Origin of the sequence: Streptomyces sp. NPDC001933, assembly GCF_042890955.1 — a bacterium.
Lineage (GTDB): Bacteria > Actinomycetota > Actinomycetes > Streptomycetales > Streptomycetaceae > Streptomyces.
The window spans coordinates 22,020-37,835 of the sequence record NZ_JBIASS010000005.1 but is presented as its reverse complement, the minus strand read 5'-3'; the positions used below and the strand labels follow the sequence as shown (position 1 = coordinate 37,835).

Sequence of the window (15,816 nt, the reverse complement as noted above, 5' to 3'; positions counted from 1 at the left end):
CAAGTGCTCGACGTCAACTTCTTCGACGAGCTGCGGATCGGCCTTGCCACCGCGGACGACATCCGGACCTGGTCCCACGGCGAAGTGAAGAAGCCGGAGACCATCAACTACCGCACGCTCAAGCCCGAAAAGGACGGACTCTTCTGCGAGAAGATCTTCGGTCCGACCCGGGACTGGGAGTGCTACTGCGGCAAGTACAAGCGTGTCCGCTTCAAGGGCATCATCTGTGAGCGCTGTGGCGTCGAGGTCACGCGCGCCAAGGTGCGCCGTGAGCGCATGGGCCACATCGAGCTTGCCGCTCCCGTCACCCACATCTGGTACTTCAAGGGCGTCCCGTCGCGCCTGGGCTACCTCCTCGACCTCGCGCCGAAGGACCTCGAAAAGGTCATCTACTTCGCCGCGTACATGATCACGTTCGTGGACGAGGAGCGCCGTACGCGCGACCTGCCCTCGCTGGAGGCGCACGTCTCCGTCGAGCGTCAGCAGATCGAGAACCGCCGCGACGCCGACCTCGAAGCCCGCGCCAAGAAGCTCGAGACCGACCTGGCCGAGCTGGAGGCCGAGGGCGCCAAGGCCGACGTGCGCCGCAAGGTGCGCGAAGGTGCCGAGCGCGAGATGAAGCAGCTGCGCGACCGTGCGCAGCGCGAGATCGACCGTCTCGACGAGGTGTGGAGCCGCTTCAAGAACCTCAAGGTCCAGGACCTGGAGGGCGACGAGCTGCTTTACCGCGAGCTGCGTGACCGCTTCGGCACGTACTTCGACGGCTGCATGGGCGCCGCCGCCCTGCAGAAGCGCCTCGAGTCGTTCGACCTCGACGAGGAGGCCGAGCGCCTCCGCGAGATCATCCGTACCGGCAAGGGCCAGAAGAAGACCCGTGCGCTCAAGCGCCTCAAGGTCGTCTCCGCGTTCCTGCAGACCAGCAACAAGCCCAAGGGCATGGTGCTCGACTGCGTGCCGGTCATCCCGCCGGACCTGCGTCCGATGGTGCAGCTGGACGGTGGCCGCTTCGCGACCTCCGACCTGAACGACCTGTACCGCCGCGTGATCAACCGCAACAACCGCCTGAAGCGCCTTCTCGACCTCGGTGCCCCCGAGATCATCGTGAACAACGAGAAGCGCATGCTCCAGGAGGCCGTGGACGCCCTCTTCGACAACGGTCGTCGTGGTCGCCCGGTCACCGGTCCCGGCAACCGCCCGCTCAAGTCCCTCAGCGACATGCTGAAGGGCAAGCAGGGTCGATTCCGTCAGAACCTTCTCGGTAAGCGTGTGGACTACTCCGCGCGTTCCGTGATCGTCGTCGGCCCGCAGCTCAAGCTGCACCAGTGCGGTCTGCCGAAGGCCATGGCGCTGGAGCTCTTCAAGCCGTTCGTGATGAAGCGCCTGGTCGACCTGAACCACGCGCAGAACATCAAGTCGGCCAAGCGCATGGTCGAGCGCGGCCGCACGGTCGTGTACGACGTCCTGGAAGAGGTCATCGCCGAGCACCCGGTTCTCCTGAACCGTGCGCCGACGCTGCACCGCCTCGGCATCCAGGCCTTCGAGCCGCAGCTGGTCGAGGGCAAGGCCATCCAGATCCACCCGCTCGTCTGCACCGCGTTCAACGCGGACTTCGACGGTGACCAGATGGCCGTCCACCTGCCGCTCTCCGCGGAGGCGCAGGCCGAGGCCCGCATCCTGATGCTGTCCTCGAACAACATCCTGAAGCCGGCCGACGGCCGTCCCGTCACCATGCCGACCCAGGACATGGTGCTGGGCCTGTTCTTCCTCACCACGGACGAGGAGGAGCGCAAGGTCATCGGCCAGGGCCGTTCCTTCGGCTCCACGGCCGAGGCGATCATGGCCTTCGACGCCCGCGAGCTGTCGCTCCAGGCGAAGGTCGACATCCGCTTCCCGGTGGGCACCATCCCGCCGCGCGGCTGGGTGCCGCCGGTCGCCGAGGAAGGCGAGCAGGAGTACCAGCAGGGCGACACGTTCCGGCTGCGTACGTCCCTGGGCCGCGCGCTCTTCAACGAGCTGCTGCCCGAGGACTACCCGTTCGTCGACTACTCGGTCGGCAAGAAGCAGCTCTCCGAGATCGTCAACGACCTCGCCGAGCGCTACCCCAAGGTCATCGTGGCGGCGACGCTCGACAACCTGAAGGCGGCGGGCTTCCACTGGGCGACCCGTTCCGGTGTCACCGTGGCCATCTCCGACGTCGTGGTCCCCGAGGCCAAGAAGGAGATCGTCGCCGGCTACGAGGCGCAGGACGAGAAGGTCCAGAAGCAGTACGAGCGCGGTCTGATCACCAAGGACGAGCGCACGCAGGAACTCATCGCGATCTGGACCAAGGCGACCAACGAGGTTGCCGAGGCGATGAACGCGAACTTCCCCAAGACGAACCCCATCTTCATGATGGTTGACTCGGGTGCCCGAGGAAACATGATGCAGATGCGTCAGATCGCCGGTATGCGTGGTCTGGTGTCCAACGCCAAGAACGAGACGATCCCGCGTCCCATCAAGGCGTCCTTCCGTGAGGGCCTCACCGTTCTGGAGTACTTCATCTCCACGCACGGTGCCCGTAAGGGTCTGGCGGACACCGCCCTGCGTACCGCCGACTCGGGTTACCTGACCCGTCGTCTGGTGGACGTCTCGCAGGACGTGATCATCCGCGAGGAGGACTGTGGCACCGACCGCGGCCTCAAGCTGAAGATCGCCGTCAAGGGTGCGGACGGTGTGCTCCGCAAGACGGAGGACGTCGAGACCTCGGTCTACGCCCGCATGCTCGCCGAGGACGTCGTCGTCGACGGCAAGGTCATCGCGCCTGCCAACGTCGACCTCGGTGACGTCCTGATCGACGCCCTGGTGGGCGCCGGCGTCGAGGAGGTCAAGACCCGTTCGGTCCTGACCTGTGAGTCCGCGGTCGGCACCTGTGCCTTCTGCTACGGACGCTCGCTCGCCACCGGCAAGCTGGTCGACATCGGTGAGGCGGTCGGCATCATCGCCGCCCAGTCCATCGGTGAGCCCGGTACCCAGCTGACGATGCGTACCTTCCACACCGGTGGTGTGGCCGGTGACGACATCACCCAGGGTCTGCCCCGTGTCGTCGAGCTCTTCGAAGCCCGTACGCCCAAGGGTGTCGCCCCGATCTCGGAGTCCGCGGGCCGGGTCCGGATCGAGGAGACCGAGAAGACCAAGAAGATCGTGGTCACGCCGGACGACGGCAGCGACGAGATCCCCTTCCCGATCTCGAAGCGCGCCCGTCTGCTCGTCGGCGAGGGCGACCACGTCGAGGTGGGCCAGAAGCTCACCGTGGGTGCCACCAACCCGCACGACGTGCTGCGCATCCTCGGCCAGCGTGCGGTCCAGGTCCACCTGGTCGGCGAGGTCCAGAAGGTCTACAACTCGCAGGGCGTGTCGATCCACGACAAGCACATCGAGATCATCATCCGGCAGATGCTGCGCCGCGTGACGATCATCGAGTCCGGCGACGCGGAGCTGCTGCCGGGCGAGCTCGTCGAGCGCTCGAAGTTCGAGACCGAGAACCGTCGTGTGGTCACCGAGGGCGGTCACCCCGCCTCCGGCCGTCCGCAGCTGATGGGTATCACCAAGGCCTCGCTGGCGACGGAATCCTGGCTGTCGGCCGCCTCCTTCCAGGAGACGACCCGAGTCCTGACGGATGCGGCGATCAACGCCAAGTCCGACAGCCTCATCGGCCTCAAGGAGAACGTCATCATCGGTAAGCTCATCCCGGCCGGTACGGGTCTGTCCCGCTACCGCAACATCCGGGTCGAGCCGACCGAGGAGGCCAAGGCCGCGATGTACTCGGCCGTCGGCTACGACGACATCGACTACTCGCCGTTCGGCACGGGCTCCGGCCAGGCCGTTCCGCTGGAGGACTACGACTACGGTCCGTACAACCAGTAAGCGAGTCGCTTGACCGACCGGAGGGCGGTCACCCCGTTTCGTACGGGGTGGCCGCCCTCCGGCGTTTTCCGGTGTGCGGGGGCGGGGCGCGGCTACAGGTAGTGCCGCAGGTGGTGCAGCCGGGTCGGGTAATCGGGGTGGGCGGAGAGGAGCCGGGCAGGTGTCGAATCGCGCTCCGCCCGCTCTTCCGCGGCGGCGAGCGTCATCTGCCGCGCCCGGGTCTCGCCCGTGTGCATCATCTCCAGCACCTCGGCCAGTTCCGGCGCGAATCCGAGCGCGGCGGCGTGGCGGTCGGCCCGCAGTTCGGCACGGCGTCCCACCGCTGCCGACAGATACGGGAGCACCAGAAGCAACGGAAACCCGTACAGGACGGCGGCTGCGGTGGAGGCGAGCCCGCCGATCGCAAGGAGCAGGACGCCGACGGCCAGGTAGACGGCACACCGGGCAGGCGTGACGACGGAGCGGGCCATCGCGCGCAGGGCGCGCCAGAGAGCCCGGCCCGGCAGCCCGTACCACTGGCTCAGCAGCGACGACCACGCATGACCGCCGGTGTGGTGACCCAGTTCATGGGCGAGTACGGCGGCCAGTTGGCCGCTCGGCAGCTGCTCCAGTGCGAACCGGGTGACCCCCACGATGTGGCCCGCGGCGGCGTACGCGTTGAGGTCGTCGCTCTCCTCGACCCAGAGCTGATACGGCGCTCCGTCGATCCCGGCGATGGCCGTCACCTCCCGCCAGACCGGCTCCAGCCGGGCGGCCTCCTGGGGCATCGGGCGGCGGAGCCCGAGCAGGTATCGGGCGAGGAGATCCTCCGTGGGCCGGTGGAAGACCAGGGCGCCGGACGCAAGCCAGAGCACGGCCGGTATCCAGAACGGCAAGCCGAGGCAGCCGTCCAGGATCGTGCTCACGAGCAGCACCACGAGCGCGCTCGTCAGGAAGGCGGGCAGGGCCAGCGCCAGCTGCCCGAGTGCGGTGATGTCGACACTCCGCTGGTGCGCCGTGTAGTACACACGTCGGCCCGGTCCGTGCTCGTAGACCAAGTCATCAGGTGGGTGCGGTGCTGCGGCGTTCAGGTGTGGGCCCGAGGGCGGCACGGGCCCGTCGCCCGGGTCCTGGGGCTGAGCCGGCGGTGGATTCATGATCATCCTTTGGCAGGAGGAGTGTCAGCCGAGGAGCAGCGAGGCGGGGAGCAGGAAGGTGCCGATGGAGTAGGCGAGCAGCCCCGCACGTATCCACTGGTGTTTGCAGACGGCGATCCGGCTGGTTTCGGTCAGGGCCGTGACGAGTGCCGTGGTCCGGGCACTCTCGGTGGCGTCGAGCGCTTCCGGTATTTGGTTCTGCCGGGCGGCGCGCCGGATGTCCCCGAAGTAGGTGAGCGGGGCCCCGGGAACCCAGGTACTGCTGCGGTAGCGCGGGAGTACGGCCATCAGCATGGAGAGCAGCGCGGCCGCCAGCCCGCCGGTGCCTGTCCACCACAGGGCCGTGCCGGGGGCGGAGAGCGCGCTCGGTCGCCACTCGCTGCCCGCCAGCCAGCCGCTGATCACGCCTGCGGTCATGCCGAGCGCGGCGACCAGTACGGACGCCTTGCTGTCGGCCCGTGCGATCTCGGACCGCAGATCGAGGAGGAGCCGCGTCCCGGCATCGGTGTTCCGGACCGGTGATCCGTCGGTCATGTGACGTGGTCCTCCTGGCCCGGCGCTCCTGCCACGTCCGTGGCCCGGGGCGTGTCCGATGTGCCCGGCGGATTCGCAGCCTCGGCCGCGTCGGTCGTCCCGTCCCGGTCAGCCGTTCCGATGGCCTCCGCCGTCGTGTCCGCGTACACGTCCTTCGCGCCGGCCGACGGCGTGGCGGCCGCCGGCCTCAGAGGCGAGCTGCCATAGCCGGGCGGCGGCTGCCAGCCCTGGAAGGGAATCGACGGAGCGGCCGCCTCCGGATCCGCCCCGCGGACGGGCGTCCCGCCGAGCCGGTGCTCCCGCACGCCGTCGGCCGGATCGAAGCCCGGCCGGGACGTGCCCCGGACGACCGCTTCCGGCACCGCTCTCGGTGTGTCCTGCGGCATCGACACGGTCAGCCGGCCTTCAGCCGTGCTCTGCGCGGTGACCCCGGGAAGGTGCTGGTTCAGTACGTCGATCAATGCCTGGAGGGCCCTCTTCTTCGGCGCCTCCAGCTCGTGGCTCTCCGCGCTGTCGCCCTTCAGCAGCTCGCCCGCCAGCTCCATCTGCGCCTTGATCATGTGCAGTTGGTCCTGGCGCAGGCTGGCCACCACGGTCTTGGTGTCTTCGGGATGGTCGGCCAGGTGCAGCGCCCAGGCCCGGACCCCGCCCTGCTCCAAGTGCTTCTCGTAGAAGGAGATCTTCTCCGCGTTCACCTGCTGCAGCTCCATCTGGCGGCGGGCCCGGTCGACCGCCTCCGTGTGCTGCCGCTTCTGCTGTTGCAGCCTCAACTCGTGCTGGAGCTCCTCGAATTCGGTCGCGCGGCCCCACTGCAGCGCGTCCTGCTCCCTGACGCGCCGGTCGATCGCGGCATCGTGCTCCCGGCCGCGCCGCTCGGTGTGGACCTGCTCGGTGGCCGCATGGTCGATGGCCCTCATGCGCCGCACATGGTCGACGACCCCCTGATCCCCGCGCAGCCGTACGGTCCAGGTCGCCGCGAGTCCCGCCCGGGTGCCGAGTGCGCCCTGTGCGCGCACTTCCCTCAGCAGCGCCTCCTCGGCCTCCGCGCTCCGGGAGGCGGGGTAGCGGCGGGTGACGGACCGGGCCGACTGCTCCAGTTCGCCGATCAGCAGCCGTGGTACGTCACGGTGCCGGCTCGCCACGAACAGCGCGGGATCGACGACCTGCCACGACAGCTCGACGACCACTGCGAACTCGAAGGCGTCGTCGTCGCTCGGCAGGCCGATCACCTCGCGCACGGGATGGACACCCATGTCGACCTCGTACACCGAGGTGTATCGCTTCGCGGCGGCTCCGGCCCGGGTGGGGCGGAGCGGCGGGAGGTAGGTGTCGTACGAGCCGTCCGGGGCCGAGAAGACCAGGGCGTGGTCGATGCGGGTGAGCGGGCGGCGGGCGAATCCGAACCGGGACAGCTGCCGGACCGTGACCACCGGGTCGGTCAACCGCGTTGCACGGTCGGCCCGTTGGTCCCAGTCGGGTGCTCGGCGGAATTCGGGCATGGGCACTCTCCTGTTGCCGTGTGTGGGATCGCAGGTCAGGGATGAGGCAGGACGGCCAGTAGCCGGCCTGCCACGGGCGGGGGATCGGTGCCGTCCTCGCCGGGCATCGTCCGCAGGAGATGGCTCAGCCGCTGGTGCTCCGACGACGTGGTGGCGAGCGGGGGCAGCAGGGCGGCGAGCGCCCATTCCGTGCCGGGGTCGTAGTCCGCCGACAGCACCCAGCGGCGCAGTACGTCCAGGGCGTCCCGGGTGTGGCCGCGGCTTCCCAGAGCGGTGCGCCACAGTTCGACGATGGCGGTGGCGGCCGGTGTCCGCGCCTCCGACGCCCGTGCGTACCAGGACAGAACCCGCGGCTGTCCGTGGCGTTCGTCCTGCTCGCTCCGACGGCAGGCGCTGATGAAGCCACCGAGTGCGAGTTCGGTCGCCGGGCGGTCGTCGTGCAGCGTCTTGAGCAGCCCCGCGAGTACGTCGTCGCCCGCTGATGACAGCAGCAACAGCTCCACGGACTCGGCCAGTTGCCCCGAGAGATCCGCGTCGGGCTCCGGCTGTCCTGCCTGGTGCCGGGCTGCCGCGCGAAGCGCCGCCAGGGTCTCGAAGGGGCGTTCCGGCCCGATCAGTCCATGGGCGCGGATGGCCACCCAGCGCAGCGGCGGCTTGTCGCTCTCGCACCAGGCGTCGAGGATGCGCGGCACGTTGGGAGTGCCCAGCACGTGGGTGAGCGTGAGCGCGTTGACGGCGACGAGGCGGTGCCGGTAGAGGTGCGAGGAGGCCCACGGCTCGATGACCAGCGCCATGGCGGACGGCAGATCGGTATGGGCGAGCACGGCGACGGTGGAGGCGGCGCGGGTCCGTACGAACGGCCGTCCGTCCCCGGCCAGCCGTTGCAGCCAGTGCACGAGTGCGGGCCGTGCCGAGGGGTGCCCGGTCCAAATCTCGCGCAGCAGCACGAGTGGGGCCCGCTCGTCCAGGTAGGCGGCCTTCACCTGTCGGACCGGACCCCACTCGGTGGGCTCCTCGGCCTCGAACCGCCGGGCACGGGCGAGCTGGAGCCGCTTGCCGATGTGTGTGCCGAAGACCGGGACGGTGGCGGACCGCATCCCGCTCTCGATTTCGTGGAGGAAGACGTAGAGCAGATCGCTCAGCTCCGCCGTCAGGGCGTACGGGCCCTCGTCGAAGGCGGCCAGGGCGACGAGGAACGCCTTGTCCCGCAGGTGCAGTACCGTCCCGTCGTCCTCGAACCACTCCTGGACCTGGTTCTCCAACGCGACCAGGGAGAAGGCCCCGAGCTTGGCGGCATCGGTCTCCCCGGTCTCGTACCTCGCCAGGAGCCGGGCGAACTCGGCGGCCTCGCGCGGCTGATGGCTGCGTTCGAGGAACGCGGTCACGGCGGGCAGGGCCAGCAGCTCCGACACACGGTCCTCGCCCACCAGCACCCCCAGGTGCGCGGCGAGGACATCACCCGGCGGGGGAGCCTGCCAGCTCACCACCGGTACGTCCTCCAGCAGGGCCGTCGGCCCCACGGTGATCACCAGATAGGCGTCCTCGCCGAGCTCCTTGCGGGCGGCCAGCAGGTCCGCCTCCCGCAGTGGCCGGCCCGGCTCGGTGATCAGATCGCACAGGACATGGCCGGTGGTCCGGCCGTCGCGCGTCTCGCAGCCACCGAGACCGGCCGTGAGCTGCCCGGGGGTGGTGTCCCGGCCGATCGCCTGGACCGGATCTGCGCGGAGCCGGTGCAGCAGCATGAGTGCGGCGGTCCGCCGACCCGCGAAGTACGGGCCCGAGACCACCAGGACATGCTGCTCGCGCAGCCGGTCGACCAACGCCTCGAAGTCCGCGCACGCGGGCACGAAACAGGCCGACAGCTCCTCCAGGGTGGACTGCGAGATCTCGCCCGAGGCGTGGAGTGAGGAGGACGCGCCGAACTGGTAGATGATCTCGGTCCTGTCGAGCAGGATGTCCCCGTAGAAGGTGCCGCCGCCGATGCCGTGGTTGGTCCCGCCGAAGACGCCCCCGCCGACCTGGGCGCCGTCCCCGAATCCCATGGTCCGCGGGGTGTGGTTCTCCAGGTCCCGCCGGGCCGCCCAGGCGGGCTGCGGCTGGTCGGTCTCCTCGGTCGCCTCCCCGTCGGCCTGGCGGCCGTCCGGCGCCTCGGAGGACTGGTCCCCGCCCGCCGGGGGCTGGGAGCCGTGCGGCTGTTCCTCGGCGCTCAACGGCTCTCCCCCCGGCCTCCGCCGCCGAGGTGGATGTCCCCGGAGAAGGTGCCGCCGCCGATGCCGTGGTTGGTCCCGCCGAAGACACCTCCGTTGACCGTGGCACCGCCGAAGTCGAAGGCCCGGGCCGGTTGCTGCGGCGTGGCCGGGGCGATGCCGGAGGCCGAGGGGGCGTCAGCCTTCCCGCTCGCGGGGTGCGGACGCTCACTCGGAAGCGGGCCGTGCAGCCATGCGGCGAGCGGACCGTTCTTGCTGTCCACCGTGAGGGAGCGGAACTCCTCGGCCGGTACGCCGGTGTGGCTGTGCCGCACGACGCCCCGGTAGACCGGATCGGACACGCACAGCGCGAAGTCGTCCGGGCGTTCCCGCAGCGCCGTCCTCAGCAACTCCGCGTCCAGCAGCCTGCACGCGTGGTTCAGATCGCTGCCGACCCATCCGTCGAGCCCGTCCACGGCGACGTACCCCGAAGCGACCACTCCACGAAGCCGCATCTGAGCCGAGGCGGAGGCACGCCGGTTCTGGCTGCGCAACTGGGCCGGCACCTCGGTCAGCAGCGCCCGCAGCAGGGCGATCACCGAGCAGTTGGCGTCGATCAACTCCATCACGGAGTCGCCGCGGTCCGCCCGCCTGCGCCGGGTCTCGTCGATCCCGGCGGCGAGCAGTGCCCGGTCGGTGAGGTCGTAGAGCATGCGGCGCAGATACGCCTGCTCGACATCGTCCCGCTCGCTGTACTTCTCGATGTCGAGCAGCAGGATCGTGCTGTTCACGGGATCGTTCATGGGGTGCCTCTCGCTCGGGTCTCCGTGGGCCGAAGGCACGAGCGTGAGGCTGATGGGACTGTGGTGGTGAGGGCGGATGACTCACTTCGAGTGTGACCGTGTGCACAGAGTCATCTGCGGCCGCGTTCCCTCCGCGGAGCGCACGGAGCCTCTCTACGGAGAGAACGGGGCTTCGTGGCGGACGACAGGTCGGGCGGAGTCCTGCGCCCGTGCGATCCGGCGGAGCGCGTCCGGCCGCACGATCACCATCGCCCGCCGCCCCGTCAGCACGATGCCCCGTTCACGCAGGTCCTTCAGCAGCCGCTGGACCATTTCCCTGGAGGCACCGACCGCCCCGGCCAGTTCCTGTTTGCTGAGCGGTATGTCGAGTTCGATGCCTTCGTCGGTACGGCAGCCGTGGGTGTGTGCCAGATCCAGCAGCAGAACGGCGAAGCGCTCCCGTACCGTCATCGCCGCGAACTCCAGGCTGCGCCGGTCCGCAGCGCGCGTACGGTCGGCGGTCAACGCCAGGAGCGTGAGCGAGACCCTGGCGGAGCCTGCCACGAACGCGCGGAACTTCTCGTGCGCCACGACCACGGCCCGCACGGGGGAGAGCGCGGTCACCGTCGCCGAGCGTGGCCGGCCGGTCAACGCGGCCGATTCGCCCACGATGTCGCCGGGGCCGCGCAGCGCATGCAACGCCTCGTAACCGTTCGGCGCGGATGTGGTGACCTTCGTCCAGCCGTTGACGATCAGCAGGACGTACGCGGACGGCTCGTCCTGCCTGAGCAGAGGGGCCCGGGAGGCGAAACTCAGCTCGCGGCCCAGTCCGAGCAGGGACACCCGGTCCTCGCGCTCCAGGCGGGCCAGGAAGGGCACCCGGTCGTCGAGCCCGTCGCCATCGGGTACGTACGCCGCCATCCCGCCCCCCCGATCGTCCACCGCGCGGTTCAATGTACTGAGAACGCGTATTACCGGACCGACAAGGTCGTTTTCCTGCCGCGCGTCCGTGGACGGCTGTCTCAATTCCGTCGGCCGTGAGCTGCGGAAGTCCGGCGCGTCGCGGCGGACAGCATTTGTTTTGACCGGAGTCGGTGAGGTAGGTACGCTCAGACCTTGTGCCTGGGGTGTGCCTGGGCTCGTGTGCGTGTCCTCAACCGCATGGCGAGTCCGTCAGTGGCCACCGCAATCTGCGCTCCTTCTGCCTTGCGGCAGGAGCTTGCAGTATTCGACACACCCGACCGCGTGGGTCGGTGACGTTCCAGGTTAGTTTCACGAACGGCACACAGAAACCGGAGAAGTAGTGCCTACGATCCAGCAGCTGGTCCGGAAGGGCCGGCAGGACAAGGTCGAGAAGAACAAGACGCCCGCGCTCGAGGGTTCGCCCCAGCGCCGCGGCGTCTGCACGCGTGTGTTCACGACCACCCCGAAGAAGCCGAACTCGGCCCTCCGTAAGGTCGCGCGTGTGCGTCTGACCTCCGGTATCGAGGTCACGGCCTACATCCCGGGTGAGGGGCACAACCTGCAGGAGCACTCCATCGTGCTCGTGCGTGGTGGCCGTGTGAAGGACCTGCCGGGTGTTCGTTACAAGATCATCCGCGGTTCGCTCGACACCCAGGGTGTCAAGAACCGCAAGCAGGCCCGCAGCCGCTACGGCGCCAAGAAGGAGAAGTAAGAATGCCTCGTAAGGGCCCCGCCCCGAAGCGCCCGGTCATCATCGACCCGGTCTACAACTCTCCTCTTGTCACCTCGCTGATCAACAAGATCCTGCTGGACGGCAAGCGTTCCACCGCCGAGCGGATCGTGTACGGCGCCATGGAGGGCCTCCGCGAGAAGACCGGCAACGACCCGGTCATCACGCTGAAGCGCGCGCTTGAGAACGTCAAGCCCTCGCTCGAGGTCAAGTCCCGCCGTGTCGGTGGCGCCACCTACCAGGTGCCGATCGAGGTCAAGCCCGGTCGCGCCTCCACCCTCGCGCTGCGCTGGCTCGTGGGCTACTCCCGCGCCCGCCGCGAGAAGACCATGACCGAGCGCCTCATGAACGAGCTGCTCGACGCCTCCAACGGTCTTGGCGCTGCCGTCAAGAAGCGTGAGGACACCCACAAGATGGCCGAGTCCAACAAGGCCTTCGCGCACTACCGCTGGTAGTCGCTACCCACATCGAGACCGAGAGAAGATTGAGCCTTATGGCCACCACTTCGCTTGACCTGGCCAAGGTCCGCAACATCGGGATCATGGCCCACATCGACGCGGGCAAGACGACCACCACTGAGCGGATCCTCTTCTACACCGGCGTTTCGTACAAGATCGGTGAAGTCCACGACGGCGCTGCCACGATGGACTGGATGGAGCAGGAGCAGGAGCGCGGCATCACGATCACGTCCGCCGCGACGACCTGCCACTGGCCGCTCAATGATGTTGACCACACCATCAACATCATCGACACCCCGGGTCACGTCGACTTCACCGTCGAGGTGGAGCGTTCGCTCCGCGTCCTCGACGGCGCCGTCACCGTGTTCGACGGTGTCGCCGGTGTCGAGCCGCAGTCCGAGACCGTCTGGCGTCAGGCGGACCGCTACGGCGTGCCGCGTATCTGCTTCGTCAACAAGCTCGACCGCACCGGTGCCGACTTCTTCCGCTGCGTCCAGATGATCACGGACCGCCTCGGCGCGACCCCGATCGTCATGCAGCTCCCGATCGGTGCCGAGGCCGACTTCACGGGTGTCGTCGACCTCGTGACGATGAAGGCGTTCGTCTACCCCGTCGAGGCGACCAAGGGCGAGGCGTACGACATCGTCGACATCCCCGCGAACCTCGTGGAGAAGGCCGAGGAGTACCGCGGCAAGCTCCTCGAGGCCTCCGCGGAGAACGACGAGGCGCTCATGGAGCTCTACCTGGAGGGCGAAGAGCCTTCCGTGGAGCAGCTCTACGAGGGCATCCGTCGCATCACCATCAACTCGGGCAAGGGCGGCGAGACGACCGTCACCCCCGTGTTCTGCGGCACCGCGTTCAAGAACAAGGGCGTCCAGCCCCTGCTCGACGCCGTCGTGCGCTACCTCCCCTCCCCCCTGGACGTCGAGGCCATCGAGGGCCACGGCGTCAAGGACCCGGAGGAGGTCGTCAAGCGCAAGCCGTCCGACGACGAGCCGCTCGCGGCCCTCGCGTTCAAGATCATGAGCGACCCGCACCTCGGCAAGCTCACCTTCGTCCGGGTCTACTCGGGCCGCCTGGAGTCCGGCACCTCGGTGCTGAACTCCGTCAAGGGCAAGAAGGAGCGCATCGGCAAGATCTACCGCATGCACGCGAACAAGCGTGAGGAGATCGAGTCGGTGGGCGCCGGCGACATCATCGCCGTCATGGGCCTGAAGCAGACCACCACCGGTGAGACGCTGTGTGACGACAAGAACCCGGTCATCCTGGAGTCCATGGACTTCCCGGCGCCGGTCATTCAGGTCGCCATCGAGCCCAAGTCCAAGGGTGACCAGGAGAAGCTGGGTGTAGCCATCCAGCGCCTCTCCGAGGAGGACCCGTCCTTCCAGGTGCACTCCGACGAGGAGACCGGCCAGACCATCATCGGTGGTATGGGCGAGCTTCACCTCGAGGTGCTCGTCGACCGCATGAAGCGCGAATTCCGCGTCGAGGCGAACGTCGGCAAGCCCCAGGTCGCGTACCGCGAGACGATCCGCAAGGCCGTCGAGCGCATCGACTACACCCACAAGAAGCAGACCGGTGGTACCGGTCAGTTCGCCAAGGTGCAGATCGCGATCGAGCCCATCGAGGGCGGCGAGGCCTCGTACGAGTTCGTCAACAAGGTCACCGGTGGCCGCATCCCCCGTGAGTACATCCCCTCGGTGGACGCGGGTGCTCAGGAAGCCATGCAGTTCGGCATCCTGGCCGGTTACGAGATGGTCGGCGTCCGCGTCATCCTTCTCGACGGTGGCTACCACGAGGTCGACTCCTCCGAGCTGGCGTTCAAGATCGCCGGTTCGCAGGCGTTCAAGGAGGGTGCCCGCAAGGCGTCCCCCGTGCTCCTCGAGCCGATGATGGCCATCGAGGTGACCACGCCCGAGGACTACATGGGCGATGTCATCGGTGACATCAACTCCCGCCGTGGCCAGATCCAGGCCATGGAGGAGCGCAGCGGCGCTCGCGTCGTGAAGGGCCTCGTGCCCCTCTCGGAGATGTTCGGCTACGTCGGAGACCTCCGCAGCAAGACCTCGGGTCGCGCAAGCTACTCGATGCAGTTCGACTCCTACGCCGAGGTTCCGCGGAACGTCGCCGAGGAGATCATCGCGAAGGCCAAGGGCGAGTAACTCTCCCGAGCTCACGCTTTAGGCTTGTCACCGGAGCCTGGTGGGGCATTCCTCGCAGAGCGAAAGCAATGTGTTGAATGCCCCCGGCCCCGGCATCCCAGCAAAGATCACCTGGCGCCGATGAAGCAAGGCGTACAGAACCACTCCACAGGAGGACCCAGTGGCGAAGGCGAAGTTCGAGCGGACTAAGCCGCACGTCAACATCGGCACCATCGGTCACATTGACCACGGTAAGACGACCCTCACGGCCGCCATTACCAAGGTGCTGCACGACGCGTACCCGGACCTGAACGAGGCCTCGGCCTTCGACCAGATCGACAAGGCTCCCGAGGAGCGCCAGCGCGGTATCACGATCTCGATCGCGCACGTCGAGTACCAGACGGAGTCGCGTCACTACGCGCACGTCGACTGCCCGGGTCACGCGGACTACATCAAGAACATGATCACGGGTGCCGCGCAGATGGACGGCGCCATCCTCGTGGTCGCCGCCACCGACGGCCCGATGCCGCAGACCAAGGAGCACGTGCTCCTGGCCCGCCAGGTCGGCGTTCCGTACATCGTCGTCGCCCTGAACAAGGCCGACATGGTGGACGACGAGGAGATCCTGGAGCTCGTCGAGCTCGAGGTCCGTGAGCTCCTCTCCGAGTACGAGTTCCCGGGCGACGACCTGCCGGTCGTCAAGGTCTCGGCGCTCAAGGCGCTCGAGGGCGACAAGGAGTGGGGCCAGACCGTCCTCGACCTGATGAAGGCCGTCGACGAGAACATCCCGCAGCCCGAGCGTGACGTCGACAAGCCGTTCCTGATGCCGATCGAGGACGTCTTCACGATCACCGGTCGTGGCACCGTCGTCACCGGTCGTATTGAGCGTGGTGTCCTCAAGGTCAACGAGACCGTCGACATCGTCGGTATCAAGACCGAGAAGACCACCACCACGGTCACCGGCATCGAGATGTTCCGCAAGCTGCTCGACGAGGGCCAGGCCGGTGAGAACGTCGGTCTGCTCCTCCGTGGCATCAAGCGCGAGGACGTCGAGCGCGGCCAGGTCATCATCAAGCCCGGTTCGGTCACGCCGCACACCGAGTTCGAGGCCCAGGCCTACATCCTGTCGAAGGACGAGGGTGGCCGTCACACCCCGTTCTTCAACAACTACCGCCCGCAGTTCTACTTCCGTACCACGGACGTGACCGGCGTCGTGACCCTCCCCGAGGGCACCGAGATGGTCATGCCGGGCGACAACACCGTCATGAGCGTCGCGCTGATCCAGCCCGTCGCCATGGAGGAGGGCCTGAAGTTCGCCATCCGTGAGGGTGGCCGGACCGTGGGCGCCGGCCAGGTCACCAAGATCGTCAAGTAATTACCTGACTGTCTGACCTGGTTGCTCCGCACAGAGCACCGAGAAGGGCCCCGGCCCGCCGCGCAAGCGGTGGACCGGGGCCCTTCTTCATGCTTCATGTGCAGGGGGA

General features: G+C 68.2%; 11 protein-coding genes. 5 read left to right on the top strand and 6 right to left on the bottom strand.

Annotated elements, in window-relative coordinates:
* Nucleotides 1-3 precede the first annotated feature (3 nt).
* The gene (locus ACFYY7_RS13870) at nt 4-3,903 is read left to right on the top strand and encodes a DNA-directed RNA polymerase subunit beta' (RefSeq protein WP_266730404.1); all 3,900 of its coding nucleotides are present in this window, start codon (nt 4-6) and stop codon (nt 3,901-3,903) included.
* Nucleotides 3,904-3,995: 92 nt separating this feature from the next.
* Here ACFYY7_RS13870 and ACFYY7_RS13865 read toward each other — a convergent pair whose 3' ends face one another.
* From ACFYY7_RS13865 to ACFYY7_RS13840, 6 genes are all read right to left on the bottom strand, one after another.
* The gene (locus ACFYY7_RS13865) at nt 3,996-5,039 is read right to left on the bottom strand and encodes a M48 family metalloprotease (protein WP_388661170.1); all 1,044 of its coding nucleotides are present in this window, start codon (nt 5,037-5,039) and stop codon (nt 3,996-3,998) included.
* A 24-nt stretch (nt 5,040-5,063) separates the two neighbouring features.
* A complete protein-coding gene (locus ACFYY7_RS13860; protein WP_388661167.1) occupies nt 5,064-5,573 on the bottom strand; it encodes a Pycsar system effector family protein in 510 nt (169 codons plus the stop codon).
* The gene (locus ACFYY7_RS13855; protein ID WP_388661164.1) at nt 5,570-7,072 is read right to left on the bottom strand and encodes a hypothetical protein; all 1,503 of its coding nucleotides are present in this window, start codon (nt 7,070-7,072) and stop codon (nt 5,570-5,572) included. The genes ACFYY7_RS13860 and ACFYY7_RS13855 overlap by 4 nt, the downstream gene beginning before the upstream one ends.
* Nucleotides 7,073-7,107: 35 nt before the next feature.
* Entirely contained in the window at nt 7,108-9,282 is a 2,175-nt protein-coding gene (locus ACFYY7_RS13850) for a hypothetical protein (protein ID WP_388661161.1), read from the bottom strand.
* Nucleotides 9,279-10,061: a hypothetical protein gene (locus ACFYY7_RS13845; protein WP_385822524.1), complete on the bottom strand. Its 783-nt coding sequence runs from the start codon at nt 10,059-10,061 to the stop codon at nt 9,279-9,281. The genes ACFYY7_RS13850 and ACFYY7_RS13845 overlap by 4 nt, the downstream gene beginning before the upstream one ends.
* Nucleotides 10,062-10,214: 153 nt before the next feature.
* Nucleotides 10,215-10,961 carry a Crp/Fnr family transcriptional regulator gene (locus ACFYY7_RS13840; protein WP_388661997.1) on the bottom strand — a complete coding sequence of 249 codons (747 nt, stop codon included), beginning with the start codon at nt 10,959-10,961 and terminating at the stop codon, nt 10,215-10,217.
* A gap of 382 nt (nt 10,962-11,343) precedes the next feature.
* Between ACFYY7_RS13840 and rpsL the strand changes: the two genes are divergently transcribed.
* The 4 genes from rpsL (at nt 11,344) to tuf (ending at nt 15,707) form a co-directional block, all read left to right on the top strand.
* Entirely contained in the window at nt 11,344-11,715 is a 372-nt protein-coding gene (rpsL, locus tag ACFYY7_RS13835; RefSeq protein WP_003948652.1) for a 30S ribosomal protein S12, read from the top strand.
* A gap of 2 nt (nt 11,716-11,717) precedes the next feature.
* On the top strand, nt 11,718-12,188 hold the full coding sequence (gene rpsG, locus ACFYY7_RS13830) for a 30S ribosomal protein S7 (protein ID WP_072485550.1): 471 nt from the start codon (nt 11,718-11,720) through the stop codon (nt 12,186-12,188).
* A gap of 38 nt (nt 12,189-12,226) precedes the next feature.
* Entirely contained in the window at nt 12,227-14,353 is a 2,127-nt protein-coding gene (gene fusA / locus ACFYY7_RS13825; protein ID WP_114246098.1) for an elongation factor G, read from the top strand.
* 160 nt (nt 14,354-14,513) lie between these two features.
* The gene (gene tuf / locus ACFYY7_RS13820) at nt 14,514-15,707 is read left to right on the top strand and encodes an elongation factor Tu (RefSeq protein WP_093540766.1); all 1,194 of its coding nucleotides are present in this window, start codon (nt 14,514-14,516) and stop codon (nt 15,705-15,707) included.
* Nucleotides 15,708-15,816 lie beyond the last annotated feature (109 nt).